The organism is Candidatus Binatia bacterium, from assembly GCA_035631035.1.
Classification (GTDB): Bacteria; Eisenbacteria; RBG-16-71-46; order SZUA-252; family SZUA-252; genus DASQJL01.
In genome coordinates this window covers 23,371-35,310 of the sequence record DASQJL010000099.1, presented here as the reverse complement: position 1 = coordinate 35,310, position 11,940 = coordinate 23,371, and the positions used below count along the sequence as shown (strand labels likewise).

Sequence of the window (11,940 nt, the reverse complement as noted above, 5' to 3'; positions counted from 1 at the left end):
TTCCGCGCGGCCCAGATCATTCCGATCCCCCACACGATCAGGAGCACCGGCCAGTAGCGGAGGATGTTGCCGTGCAGATAGCCCAATTCCTTGAGGAGCAGAACGATGCCGATCGTGATCAGGGTGAGGGGGAACGCAATTCCGGTGCCGCCGCCTTTGCCGGGCATCAGGTCTCCTTGGATATCGTCACGATGGGTCTGGCTCAAAGCGCCCGGACGGGCTCGCGCTTCACCTTGAGGTGGATCAGCGGTCCCGCCACGCGCACCCGTACCACGGGGCCGCTTCCCTCCGACGTCCAGATCTTGACCTTGGATCGCCCCACCGCGTGCTCCATGAAATCGTCGGGAAGGGTGCGGAAGGTGAGCGGGTCGAATTCCAGCCGTGCCGGGCAGCTCGCGGGAAGGTCCAGCTCCACGTTCGCGAGCGTTCCGCGGATGAGGACCAGGGACGGGCGCGCCGGCCCCGTGGCATCGATCCGCACCGACGAGGCGATCGCCTCTACCTCGCAGCGCTCCGGCCGGAGCCGGGCGAGCGCGGCGCGCACCTGCGAGAAGAGGCTCTTGGCCAGGAGGCGGACCCGAAAACGCTGCGGCACGAGCACGCGGACGTTGCCGCCGAGCGGCGCCTGGTAGACACGCGCGTCCTCGGTCGGCCAGTCGAAGATGGCCGCGCCGCCCGACGACGTGAAGTCCGCGTCGTCGGTGTCCGCGCCGGTGGCGACGACGTCCAGGCGGCCCGCGCGCGCGGCCGCGTTCGACTCGAGGGAGAGCGATCCGCCGAACACGCGCGCGCGGATCGTGAGCGTCTCGGCCCGGGGCCGGGTCAGGTCGTAGGTCTTGGCGGCCTCCGGGTGCGTGCCGGTGCCGTGCTGATGGACCCACCAGGCGCCGAAGACCAGGGCCCCGAGCACGAGGATCGTCGCGACCCAGCCGATGAGCGGGTTCTTGAGCGCGCTTGCGAGCAGGGCCAGTCCGATCAGCACGAGGAGGGCGGGCCAGTAGCGCAGGAGCCAGCCGCCGGTATCGGTGGGGAGATAGCCGAGATGGCCGGCCAGGAGGATCGCCCCCAGGCCGGCGAGAAGCACGCCGAAGACGAGCTTCACGAATCCCACGGGGGGAAGCGGTACCACGCGCGGCCGCGCGTTGCAAGAGCGCGTCCGCGGTGTAGTATTCGTCCATGCCCTCGCGCGGATTGATCCGGTCGTTCGTGGTCCTCTGGTGGGTGCTCGGCGTGTCGCTGCTCGTCCTGAGCACTCGCACGCTGCTCCTCGCGGCCCACGAGGGCGCACACGGCCTTCATCTCGCACTCCTGGCCGGGGTCGAAGCGGCGGGCGCGCTGCTCTTCCTGCAGCCCCGGACCCTGCGCCTCGGGGCGGCGGGGCTCCTCCTCGCGATCGCGATCGCGTGGCTCGCGCATCTGCACGAGCAGTTCCGCTGGGACCTTCTGGTCTACGGTGCGGCGGTGCTCTTCGTCGCCGTCCACGGCCCGCTCACGCCGGAGCAGTGGCGGCGCGCCGTCAGCGGGGCGCTTCCCGAGTAGGATCAGCCGAGACCGTATCCGCGGGCACCATGGCCAGCAGCGTGTCCCAATCCGACGCCGGCATCGCGAACCGCCCGCGCATCTGTTCGATCCCTTTGACCCAGCGCGTCCGGGAATGTCTTCGAGGGTCGGGCAGGGCATGGCATCCCTGGCAGCGGCGCTCCAGGAGGTGCCAGCCGTAGCTCTCCTCCACGCCGGCCACGCTCGCCCGGGGCGTTCCCGGCGCATGGGCGCAGCCCCACGCGAAGAGAGCGAGGAGAGGCGCGCCGATCCCGAAACGGGCGAGCGGCGTTCGTCTCACAGCTCCACGCCGATGATGGCGCGAACCTGTGTGCGTTCGAATTCGTCGAGGTTCAGATCGCCGGAGGTGTGGGGGCTGCCTCTAAGCTGGCGCAGCACGCCGACGCCGATCTGGACCTCGCCTGCCTGGACGTTGAACACGGGTCCGAGGGAGAAGGCCGAGCCCGACCGCGGGCCGAAGTTCGGATATTCGGCCACGTAGCGCCCCTCCACGCCCGCCGAGACGCGTGAGGAGAGCTCGTACGCGGCCCCGCCGACGACCCTCCACGCCCACGCCTTCCGCATCACCGTGCCGTCCTCGAGCAGCTCCTCGTCGTTGTGCCGGAACTCGAATTCGCCGACGAGATTCATGGCGCCGACGAAGCGGCGCGACCGGTGCGCCAGAAGGAGCTTGGGTTCCAATTCCAGCTCCTCTCCCGACTCCGTCGTCTCGAGGTAGAGGGCGGGATGTCCCGGGATCCGTCCGGGATCGGCCAGGGCGTAGATGAATTCCAGCGACGGCGCCTTGAAGCGGAGGGCACCACCGCCAGGCTGATCGAAATTCAGATAGGCCGCCGCCGTGAGGCGATTGGTGATCGAGTACTCGAATTCCTGCCGCCACTCCCACGCCGTGGAGCCCTGGTCCTCCGCCTTTCCGGACCGGGAGGTGAGCCACGTCTCCAGCTCGAGCTCGCCGGCGGGCGCCAGATAGGGCGTGTAGGTCTCGACGAAGTACTTGCGATCGGCACGGGCCGATCGAGGAAGCAGCATCGAGACCAGGGCCAGTACGAACACCGTGGCGACAACCCGGCGCGGCACCCACTCATTCCTTCGAGGCACTCGTTCCCCCTTGGTGACGATCGTCCGCTTCATGGGCGCAATAGAGTCGAAGGGGGCCGTGCACCGAGCAGGTGGAGCACGAGTCCCCCGAGGTGCAGGAGCGGCGGTATTCGGCGAAGGACGCCAGGAGCTCCTCCCGGCCGTGGGTGTCGGCGGTGAAGCGGATGAAGTCGAGGATGCGGTCGGCCACGTCGTGGCTCACCACGTGCTCCCAGCGGCAGGCCTCGGCGGTGGCGAGCGGAGCGGGGAGTCCGAGCACTTCCGTGAGAAACGTGAGCACGATCTGGAACCGGCCGCGCACGTCGAGGGCGACTCTCCGGCCCGCCGGGGTGAGCAGCGGGAAGTGGGCGGCGTCGAAGCGCACGAGGCCGCGCTCGGCCAGGTGCGTAAGCGCGACCGAGACCGAGCCCTTGGTGAGCCCCAGGCGCGCGGCGATGTCCACGACGCGCGCGTAGCCGCGCTCCTCGCGGAGCTCGAGGATCGTTCGAAGGTAGTGTTCGCTGCTGACCGACAAGCCCGGTCGCTGTCGAACCCTCGCGGACGCCATGGCCGCCTCCTGTTTGTGTATGCCAACTTCAGTTTGAGTCGGCAAACCTACGGGAGGCGGCCGTCGGGATCAACGGGATTCTTCGGGCTCAGCGCATCACGACCTTGCTCTGTTCCCGATACGACGCGGAGGGCGCCTCCGCGCGAACGAAGTAGACGCCCGCCGCGACCGTCCTGCCCGTCCGGTCGGTTCCATCCCAGCGCAGCGACGCTCCCTCCCTGGCGAACTCCAGCCGCTCCCGATCGAAGCGGGCCACCGCGCGCCCCTGCACGTCGAAGATCCGCACAACCAGGTCGGAGGGCGTCGTCGCCGCCGTCGCTCCGGCCAGCTGAATCCGAAACGCCTCGCCGCGGCGGGTCGGCGTGGGGGTCGTGATCAGCTTCCATCGCGACGCAGCCGGGGAGGCGGACGACGGGGCCTCCATCGCGGGGGTCGCGTTGGCCAGCATCGTCGGCGGCACGTCGTCGCTCAGCGATTTCAGGTATTCCACCAGGTCGCTCTTTTCCGATTCGCTGAGCCCCAGCCCGAAGAAGGTGTTGTAGTGGTTCACCACCGCGAGAAGGGTCGGGAAGCGGCCGTCGTGGAAGAAGCCCCCTTTCTGGTGCGTCCAGAGTCCCTTCAGCGGCGACGTGCGATACCGGTGATCGGGAGCGCGGTCGGCCTGGAAATTGTCGATCCCGATCTCTTCCCCGCGATGCATGTTCCATCCCGGTTCGGTGTAGAGCTCGTCGGTGTGACAGGTCGCGCACTTGGCTTTCCCCGTGAAGAGAACGTCGCCCCGCTCCGCCGCGGCCTCGTCATAGCTGCCCGGCGGCGGCTTCGGCGCCGGGATCGAGAGCTGGTAGTAATGCAGCGCCGGCAGCTTGGGGGTGATCCGGTCGTCCGTCGTCGTGACGTGGCCGAAGTGATGCGCGGCGGCGATCGGGAACTGGGATGCGTCGTCCAGCCGCGGGTCGAAGAAGGTCCCCGATCCATGCATCTCCAGATTCGCGACGAACGCGTTCCAGTGCGGCACCGAGCCCCAGCCGGTCCAGGTGTGCAGGTTCACCCCGGCCAGCCCGAACGCGGGGGGGATGAGCGTGGCCGCGGAGCGGCCGTCGGGCTGGAACGCCTTGCCGTCCAGGATCAGCTCCGCGTCGAACTTGCCGGGCCCCCAGGAGAGAAGAACGCGACGCACCGTCGCCACGTCGGTGCCCAGGAGATCCGCGAGCGGCTGCAGATTCGGAGCCAGTGACACGATCTTCCCCACGTCCAGATCGCGGTTCGCCCATCCGTCCAGGCGGTGCCCGATGCCGGGCGCCAGGGAGTTGTCCACGGTCGAATGGCAGAAGGCGCACTGGATGCCCATCGTCTGGAGCCGTCCGTCGCCGCCCACGGTTCCGGTGACGCCGACCACCGCGTTCTCGCGGAGCAGCTCCACGGTGACGGCGGGGTCGTCCAGATTGACCTGCCCCCCTTCGATCGCGTCGCGGACCGCCGGAGCGAGCGCGTCCGCGTCGACCTTGAGGCCGACCTCGAGCGCCGTGCGGGGGCTGACCCCCGGACCCACGCCGCCCAGAGCGGCCCCCTCGATCGCCTCGTGCAGGCGAAGGGTGCCGCCCCAGAACGCCTCGTCGCCGAAGGTGTCATAGCGGAAGGTCTGCCGCCCCTCGTCGAGCATCGTGTTCGCGTGCTGGCGGATGATCTGGTCGAAGCCTGCGCCGGGCAGGTGGGATTTCGGCCGCTTTCGGCTCTCCGCGGCCTGCGGCGCTCTGACGACCAGGTACAGGCCGGCCAGCGCCACGGACACCGCGATCCAAGAACGAAGTCTGGGGGACATGGTGAAAACCTCCTCAGCGATGCCTGAATGAAACGACGTGGAGGCGCGTTCGATGACGAAAACCCCGGTCATGCGCCGCGGCCATCTGCGTATTAGTCCCGGCCCGGCTTCGTTCATTACAGCGCCGCCGTTCTTCGGGCCGGGCAGCGGGAGTACACTTTTCGGGGTATGAAGCGGATGGAAGGAAACCCGGTCCTGCCGGACGTTCCCGGTCCGGAAGGCGCCCTCCTCGTGAAGCTTCGGGCGGGAGACGAAGCGGCGTTCACGGCGCTCGTCGACGGCCTGAACTGCAGGCTCCAGGCGCTGGCCGCCACCTTCACGTCCTCCCCCGCGCTCGCCGAGGACATCGTCCAGGAGACCTGGCTGGGCGTGATCCGCGGCCTGGACGGGTTCGAAGGACGGTCGTCCCTCCGCACCTGGATCTTCAGCATCCTGATTCGCCGCGCCCGGACCCTCGCCTCGCGCGAAGCCCGCCGCGCCGGCGTCGCGCCGGCGAACGGCGCGGCCCCGGATCGCGAGGAATGGGACCTGGGACGGGGACGGGTCGGGTTATGGGAGGCCGCGCCCGAGCCCTGGACCCTCGACACTCCCGAGCAGGTCGTGCAGGGGCTGGAAGCGCTGGAGATCGTGCGCGCGGCCCTGGACGGGCTTCCGGAGGCGCAGCGGCAGGTGGTGCTGCTGCGCGACGTCGAGGACGTGTCCCCCTCGGAAATCTGTAATATCCTGGACCTGACCGAGACCAACATGAGGGTGCTCCTTCACCGCGGCCGCGCGCGCATCCGTCGCGCGCTCGACCTGTATCTCCGCGAAGGTACGCGCCCGTCCACCGCAGAGACCCCGGTCCAGGAGACTCGATGAACTGCAAGGAGGCGCTCGACGTCGTCGCGGAAGCGCTCGACGAGACCCTCGAGGAAAGCGCCCGCCGGGAGTTCCTCGAGCACATGGACCGGTGTTCGGCCTGCCGGACCTACGTGGAGCAGATCCGTCTCTCGGTCCAGGCGCTGAAGCGCCTCCCCAAGAGCGGACGGCCGAACCCGCGTCGCGCCGAGATCATCGAGGCCTACCGCAAGAAATTCCGCTGAGCCGCGACGGCATTCCCGTTCCGGGCGCCTCCCCGGGCTTTTGCTTGACATTCCCCGCTTCGCCGAACAGAATCTGCGCCCATTCAAGGAGTTACAGGAGGGGCCATGGGCGAGCTGACCGGGAAGAAGGCGTTGGTCACGGGCGGGACGCGCGGCATCGGGAAAGCGGTCGCGCTGGACCTGGCCGACATGGGCGCCGATGTCGCGATCAACTTCTTCCGCAGCCGGGAGTCGGCGAAGGCCACGACGGCGGAGATCGAATCGCGAGGCGTCCGCGCGCTGGCGCTGCGGGCGAACATCGGGAACGAAGAGCAGATCCCTTCCATGTTCGAGCAGCTGAAGGCGGAGTTCGGCACCCTCGACATTCTCGTCTCGAACGCCGCGCTCGGCCACTTCGGCAACGTCCTCGACGTGGACGACAAGATGTGGGACATCGCGATGAACACGAACGCCAAGGCGCTCCTCTTCTCGGCGCAGCAGGCCGTGAAGATGATGCGCGAGGGCGGGAAGATCGTCGCGCTCACGTCGCTCGGCAGCCATCGCTACATCCCCGGCTACGCGTCGATCGGCGTCTCCAAGGCCGCGATCGAGACCCTGGTGCGCTACCTGGCCTACGAGCTGGCGCCGAAGAAGATCAACGTGAACGCCGTCTCGGGCGGGTTCATCGACACCGACTCCCTCAAGATCTTCCCCAGCTACGAGGAGATCATCCGCGAATCCACGCGCCGTACGCCGTTCGGCCGCGTGGGAACGCCCAAGGAAGTGGCCAACATGGTTGCGTTCCTGTGCACCGACAAGGCGTCATGGGTGACGGGGCAGACGATCATCGTGGACGGCGGCTACACGCTGGGTTGAGCCGCGCGCGTCCCGACGGGGCGCGGTTTACCGCCTCGGCGACCACCAGCCGGTGAGCGGCGGGCTTCCCAGGAACGCCGTGAGCCGCCCGTCGAAGAGCAGGAACCCCACGATCCCCAGATTGACGAAGCTCCCCGTGATCACCGTGCGCACGAGCGGAACCGTTCCCCCGAACTCGGGCGGTCGCGTGATCAGGAAGGCGAGCAGCGTCAGCTCGCTCGCGAGCGCGACGCCGATGCCCCAGGGGCGCGCCGAGCGCTTCCCCAGCCAGATCCCCGCCATCACGTAGAACGATCCCGCCGCGAGCAGCGTCGAGAAGAAGATGCTCTGGAAGGCGGTCTGCAGGGCGTACCCCGCGAGCCTCCCCTCCGCGGCCTGGGCCGCCACGAAGAAGGACGTTCCGATCACGCCGCTCAGAAGCTCCTGGAAGCCCTTGATCGCCCAGAGCATGACCATGGCGTAGACCTGCCACGGCCGGCGCAGGCGGCGCGGCACATCCGGTTCGGGAGACGTGAGCGGGCGAAGCGTGGTCACACCGGCGCCGCCACGATGATCGTCGGCTCGTGCCGGACCGGGAAGTTGACGGAGGCGGCGATGAAGCACTCCTCGTGCGCGCGGTGATGGAGATCGCGCGCGAGCGCGGCGTCGGAGTCGGATGCGATCGTGACGCGCGGGCGGAGGAGCACGTCGGTGAAATGGAACGTCGTCGCGCCGCGCGTCATGATGCCGACGGCGTCGTCCTCGTAGGCGGTCACGCGCACGCCCTTCCGGGCGCAGAGCGCGGCGTAGGAGAGGAAGTGGCACGAGGCGAGCGCGGCCACGAGCAGATCCTCGGGGTCGGCGAGCGCGGGATCGCCGCGAAAAACCGCGGCGGACGTCATCATGATCGGCGGCTTGCCCGGGAACTCGACGCGCTGCTCGCGCGAGTAGGTGGCGTAGTCCTCGGTGGGACCCTTGGCGGCCCCGGTCCAGGTGAGGTGGCACTCGAACTTGTGTTCCGCGACGGCGGGGCTCATCCAGTCCTCCTTTCCGGCACCCTGCGGGCGCCGGGTCATCAGGCGACGGCTGGTCGTGCCGTCGCCGCTTCGGGACTCTGGTCCAGGGCGGGATCGATGCGGCGCCGGAGATCGGCGTAGCCGATCGCGGCCAGCACGGTCAGGCTCGCGATCGCGCTCCAGAGGAGCTGCGGTCTTCCGGTCGCCAGGTCGAGCAGCACACCGCCCACCAAAGGGCCGATCGACCATCCGAACGAGTTGAAGATCCCGTACACGCCCATGTAGCGCCCGCGCCGGTCTTCGGGGGAGAAGTTCGCGACCAGGTTCATCGAGGCCGGCGAGCAGGTGATCTCCCCCGCGGTCACCACGAACATGCCCGCGAGCAGGAGCGCGAAACTCGATCCCCAGCCCATCATGCCATACCCGACCGAGTAGAGCAGGCAGCCCACGATGAGCGCCGAGGTCATCCGTAGCGGCGCCAGGATGCGCGTGACGGGGAACTGCAGCAGCACGACCATGATCCCGTTCAGCGTGTAGATCGCTCCCAGCTCCACCTTCGACCGCCCCGCCCAGTCGACGGCGTAGACCGAGAAGGTCGCCATGAGCTGTCCCATGACGGTGAAGAGAAGGAGCGTGACGATGCAGTAGCGCAGGAAGAGGGCGTCGCGCAGCACGGCGAGCGTCCCCGCGATCGAGATGCCGCGCCCGGCGCCGACCGGTCCGACCGGCGGGATCGCGACGCGCTCCGGGCCCGCGGTCTCCTCGGCGCGGCGCCGGCGCCGGGGATGCGTCTCTTCGACCAGGATCGCGATCAGGATCCCGGCCAGAAGGAGGACGCCGGAGGCCACGTAGAAGAGCGAGGCGTAGGAGAGCGCGGCGAGGAAGCCCCCGAGCGCGGGGCCGATCGCCCAGCCCAGGTTGCCGCCGATCCGGAGCACGCCGTACGCCTCCACGCGGCGCTCGCCGGTCGTGATGTCGGCGATCATCGCGCCCGAGGGGGGCTCGAACATCCGCCCCGCGAACGCGCTCAAGCCCGTGAGGAGCGCGAAGGCGACGATGGAGGCATGCACCGTCACGGCATAGCCGAGCCCCGCGAACGTGACCGACCGAATGATCTGACAGGTGACCAGGACGCGCTTCCGTCCGCTCCGGTCGCTCCATTCGCCGCCCACGACCTGCCCCGCGACCCCGCAGAGCGCGCCGAAGAAGAAGAGCGATCCCACGGCGCTCATCGACACGCCACGCGTGCCGTGGAGGTAGAGGGCGAGGAAGGGGATGACGACGGAGAAGCCGGTCGAGGCGAGGAGCCGTCCCAGGAACAGATGGAGGAGCCGCCGGTCCTTGTCGAACAGCGCGCGGCGCGGGAGCACCGTATCGATCCAGCGGAGCATGGGGCGCGACGCGTTCCGGAGACGGGGCATGGGTCGTCGGTCCTGCTGCTTCGTTTCCAATGGATGGAGCCTAGCACACCGGGTAGGCTTCGCGCCCATGACCCCGCGCGACAACACCGGCGACCGGCGCACCCCGCGCGAGCCCCAGGTCCGCATGGACGATCTCGCCCCGTGGCGCCCCGCCCTGCGCGAGGGGACGCCGGGGCACTACGCCGCCGCCGACAAGGTCCTGCCGCTCGGGGAGGCGGTGCGCCGCTTCGTTCCCCCCGGCGCCACCGTGGCCCTCGGAACCTGCCTCGAGCAGATGATCCCCTTCGCCGCGACGCGCGAGCTGATCCGCGCGGGGATCGGCGACCTGACGCTGGTCGGGCCGGTTTCCGACATCTGCTTCGACCAATTGATCGGGGCGGGGCTCGCGCGGCGCGTGGTGGCCGCGTGGGTGGGCAACGTCATGATGGGCTCGGCCTACGCGTTCCGGCGCGCCGCCGAGCGCGGGGAGCCGCGCCCCCTCGAGGTCGTCGATTTCTCGAACTTCACGCTGGCCCTGGCGCTCCACGCCGCGGCGATCGGCGCGCCGTTCCTTCCGACGCGCAGCGCGCTGGGCGCGGACTGGCTGGACCGCAACCCCTGGCTCCGGCGCGTGGAGGACCCCGTGAACGGAGGGCCGGTGCTCGCGGTCCGCCCGCTCGCTCCCGACGTCACCATCGTCCACGCCCAGCGCGCCGACCCGCACGGGAACGCGGTGATGTGGGGGAGTCTCGGCATCACGCCCGACGCCGCGCGCGCATCCCGCGCCGTGATCGTCACGGCCGAGGAGATCGTGAGCCCCGAGCGGATCCGGAGCGACCCCAACCGGGTCGTCGTTCCCGGGCTCCTGGTCGCGGCCGTATGCGAGGCGCGCTGGGGCGCCCACCCGTCCCCGGTCCAGGGCTACTACCGCCGCGACCACGAGGCCTATGCCGACTACCACGCGCGGACCCGGACGGCCGAGGGGTTTGCGGCCTGGCGCGCGGAATGGGTGGACGGCCCCGCCGATCTCGCGGCCTACGTGGCGCGGGTCGGGAACGAACGGATCCACTCGCTGATCCCGCTGGAGCACCGCTTCGCCGAGCCGGTGGACTATGGGTACTGACTCGGCGCTCCTGGGGATTCCGGCGCTTCGCGCCGGGGCGTGCGTCCGCGCGCTGCCCGAGTGGCTCACGCCGCTCCGCGCGCTCGCGGCCGTCGAGGACGCGCCGCACACGGTCCTGTTCGAGAGCGGCGGTGCTACGGGCGCGGCCTCGGAGTGGACCCTGCTCGCGTTCGACCCCCCGTGGCGCCTCGAGGTCGCCGAGGGCGCGCTCTGGGAGGTACGCGAGGGGCACCGCGCGCGGAGGCCCGGTCTACCCCTCGAGGCGCTCGCGGCGGCGTGGCCCTGTCGCGCGGAGATCGAGAACGCGCCGCCCGCCCCGTTTCTCTCCGGGCTCGCGGGGGCGATCGCCTACGACTTCAAGGACTGGATCGAGCGCTACCCCGCGCGCGCCCGGCGCGAGCGCCCGGTCCCCGACCTCTCGCTCGGCTTCTACGACTGCGTCTGGGCCTGGCGCCGCTCGACCGGGGAGGGATGGTGCGTCTCGACCGGGCTCGCGGAGAGCGACCCACGGCGGCGGGACCGCCGGGCGGGGGAGTTTCTCGAAACGCAGTGGTCGCGCGTGGCCGCCGGAGGCGCGGGGGACGTCCCCGGCTCGGAGTCCGTGGTACGCGCGGGAGCGGTCCGCTCCAACTTCACGCGCGAGTCCTACGGCCGCATGGTCGAGGTGGCGCTCGAGCACATCGCGGCGGGCGACATCTACCAGGTCAACCTGTCGCAGCGCTTCCTGGTGGACACCCCATCGCGGCCGGCAGCGCTCTACCGATCGCTGCGCGCGGCCGCGCCGGCGCCCTTCCTGGCTTTCCTGTCGCTCGAGAATGGAGGGGTTGCCTCGTCGTCCCCCGAGCGCTTCTTCCGGGTTCAGGGCCGCCGCATCGAGACCTGGCCGATCAAGGGGACGCGCCCCCGCGGGGCGACGCCGGAGGAGGACGCCGCGCTGCGGCTCGAGCTGATCCACAGCGACAAGGACCGCGCCGAGAACGTCATGATCGTGGACCTGGAGCGGAACGACCTGGGGCGCGTCTGCGCCATCGGCAGCGTCGCCGTGCCCGCGCTGTGCGAGATCGCGAGCCACTCCAACGTCCATCATTTCGAGTCGCGCGTCGTGGGCGACCTGCGCGAGGACGCGACGCCGGTCGACATCCTGCGCGCCCTCTTCCCGGGGGGCTCGATCACCGGCACCCCCAAGATCCGGAGCGTTCAGATCATCGACCGGCTGGAGCCGGTGCGGCGCGGCATCTACACGGGCGCGCTCGGCTACTGGGACGTCCGCGGCGACTGCGATTGGAACATCGCGATCCGCACGATCGTGGCGGGCGGGGGCGCGGCATCGTTCCACGTGGGGGGCGGCATCGTGGCCGACTCGACGCCCGAGGGGGAGTACGAGGAGACGCTCGTCAAGGCGAGCGGGATGATGCGCGCGCTCGGGGTCCGCGCGCCGGTGTAGAGAGGCCGGCGCCGAAG

The 11,940-nt window shown here is 70.0% G+C and carries 13 protein-coding genes and 1 pseudogene; 6 read left to right on the top strand and 8 right to left on the bottom strand.

Annotated elements, in window-relative coordinates; translation table 11 throughout:
* Positions 1–202 precede the first annotated feature (202 nt).
* Complete coding sequence (locus VE326_10800) at positions 203–1,111, bottom strand: DUF5668 domain-containing protein (GenBank protein ID HYJ33696.1); 909 nt, start codon at positions 1,109–1,111, stop codon at positions 203–205.
* Positions 1,112–1,176: 65 nt separating this feature from the next.
* Between VE326_10800 and VE326_10795 the strand changes: the two genes are divergently transcribed.
* Positions 1,177–1,539, top strand: a complete 363-nt coding sequence (locus VE326_10795) for a hypothetical protein (protein HYJ33695.1) — start codon at positions 1,177–1,179, stop codon at positions 1,537–1,539.
* Here the strand turns inward: VE326_10795 and VE326_10790 are convergent.
* From VE326_10790 to VE326_10775, 4 genes and pseudogenes are all read right to left on the bottom strand, one after another.
* Positions 1,517–1,840, bottom strand: a complete 324-nt coding sequence (locus tag VE326_10790; protein HYJ33694.1) for a hypothetical protein — start codon at positions 1,838–1,840, stop codon at positions 1,517–1,519. The genes VE326_10795 and VE326_10790 overlap by 23 nt on opposite strands.
* Positions 1,837–2,637 carry a hypothetical protein gene (locus VE326_10785; GenBank protein ID HYJ33693.1) on the bottom strand — a complete coding sequence of 267 codons (801 nt, stop codon included), beginning with the start codon at positions 2,635–2,637 and terminating at the stop codon, positions 1,837–1,839. The genes VE326_10790 and VE326_10785 overlap by 4 nt, the downstream gene beginning before the upstream one ends.
* Before the next feature lie 4 nt (positions 2,638–2,641).
* On the bottom strand, positions 2,642–3,205 hold the full coding sequence (locus tag VE326_10780; GenBank protein ID HYJ33692.1) for a metal-dependent transcriptional regulator: 564 nt from the start codon (positions 3,203–3,205) through the stop codon (positions 2,642–2,644).
* A gap of 469 nt (positions 3,206–3,674) precedes the next feature.
* Positions 3,675–4,865, bottom strand: a pseudogene (locus tag VE326_10775) (hypothetical protein).
* 327 nt (positions 4,866–5,192) lie between these two features.
* Between VE326_10775 and VE326_10770 the strand changes: the two are divergent.
* The 3 genes from VE326_10770 to fabL all read left to right on the top strand — a co-directional run bounded on the left by VE326_10770 (position 5,193) and on the right by fabL (position 6,961).
* Positions 5,193–5,882 carry an RNA polymerase sigma factor gene (locus VE326_10770; protein ID HYJ33691.1) on the top strand — a complete coding sequence of 230 codons (690 nt, stop codon included), beginning with the start codon at positions 5,193–5,195 and terminating at the stop codon, positions 5,880–5,882.
* Positions 5,879–6,106 (top strand): zf-HC2 domain-containing protein, encoded by a 228-nt coding sequence (locus tag VE326_10765; GenBank protein ID HYJ33690.1) that lies wholly within the window; start codon positions 5,879–5,881, stop codon positions 6,104–6,106. Before VE326_10770 ends, VE326_10765 begins: the two co-directional genes overlap by 4 nt.
* A gap of 105 nt (positions 6,107–6,211) precedes the next feature.
* Positions 6,212–6,961, top strand: coding sequence for an enoyl-[acyl-carrier-protein] reductase FabL (gene fabL / locus VE326_10760; protein ID HYJ33689.1), 750 nt, complete (start codon positions 6,212–6,214; stop codon positions 6,959–6,961).
* 27 nt (positions 6,962–6,988) lie between these two features.
* On the opposite strand, the gene VE326_10755 is transcribed toward fabL, so the two are convergent.
* From VE326_10755 to VE326_10745, 3 genes are read right to left on the bottom strand one after another with little or no spacing between them, the layout of a single operon-like run.
* Positions 6,989–7,495 (bottom strand): hypothetical protein, encoded by a 507-nt coding sequence (locus VE326_10755; GenBank protein HYJ33688.1) that lies wholly within the window; start codon positions 7,493–7,495, stop codon positions 6,989–6,991.
* On the bottom strand, positions 7,492–7,977 hold the full coding sequence (locus tag VE326_10750) for an OsmC family protein (GenBank protein ID HYJ33687.1): 486 nt from the start codon (positions 7,975–7,977) through the stop codon (positions 7,492–7,494). Before VE326_10750 ends, VE326_10755 begins: the two co-directional genes overlap by 4 nt.
* A gap of 38 nt (positions 7,978–8,015) precedes the next feature.
* The gene (locus tag VE326_10745; GenBank protein HYJ33686.1) at positions 8,016–9,377 is read right to left on the bottom strand and encodes an MFS transporter; all 1,362 of its coding nucleotides are present in this window, start codon (positions 9,375–9,377) and stop codon (positions 8,016–8,018) included.
* A gap of 67 nt (positions 9,378–9,444) precedes the next feature.
* Between VE326_10745 and VE326_10740 the strand changes: the two genes are divergently transcribed.
* Both VE326_10740 and pabB read left to right on the top strand, forming a co-directional pair.
* Complete coding sequence (locus VE326_10740) at positions 9,445–10,479, top strand: CoA-transferase (GenBank protein ID HYJ33685.1); 1,035 nt, start codon at positions 9,445–9,447, stop codon at positions 10,477–10,479.
* Complete coding sequence (gene pabB / locus VE326_10735) at positions 10,469–11,923, top strand: aminodeoxychorismate synthase component I (protein HYJ33684.1); 1,455 nt, start codon at positions 10,469–10,471, stop codon at positions 11,921–11,923. The genes VE326_10740 and pabB overlap by 11 nt, the downstream gene beginning before the upstream one ends.
* The last annotated feature ends 17 nt before the right edge of the window (positions 11,924–11,940 follow it).

Coding starts and splice junctions, on each gene's coding strand:
- VE326_10765 (HYJ33690.1), top strand. CDS start 5,879: ATGAACTGCAAGGAGGCGCTCGACGTCGTCGCGGAAGCGCTCGACGAG.
- VE326_10795 (HYJ33695.1), top strand. CDS start 1,177: ATGCCCTCGCGCGGATTGATCCGGTCGTTCGTGGTCCTCTGGTGGGTG.
- VE326_10750 (HYJ33687.1), bottom strand. CDS start 7,977: ATGAGCCCCGCCGTCGCGGAACACAAGTTCGAGTGCCACCTCACCTGG.
- pabB (HYJ33684.1), top strand. CDS start 10,469: ATGGGTACTGACTCGGCGCTCCTGGGGATTCCGGCGCTTCGCGCCGGG.
- fabL (HYJ33689.1), top strand. CDS start 6,212: ATGGGCGAGCTGACCGGGAAGAAGGCGTTGGTCACGGGCGGGACGCGC.
- VE326_10745 (HYJ33686.1), bottom strand. CDS start 9,377: ATGCCCCGTCTCCGGAACGCGTCGCGCCCCATGCTCCGCTGGATCGAT.
- VE326_10770 (HYJ33691.1), top strand. CDS start 5,193: ATGAAGCGGATGGAAGGAAACCCGGTCCTGCCGGACGTTCCCGGTCCG.
- VE326_10780 (HYJ33692.1), bottom strand. CDS start 3,205: ATGGCGTCCGCGAGGGTTCGACAGCGACCGGGCTTGTCGGTCAGCAGC.
- VE326_10740 (HYJ33685.1), top strand. CDS start 9,445: ATGACCCCGCGCGACAACACCGGCGACCGGCGCACCCCGCGCGAGCCC.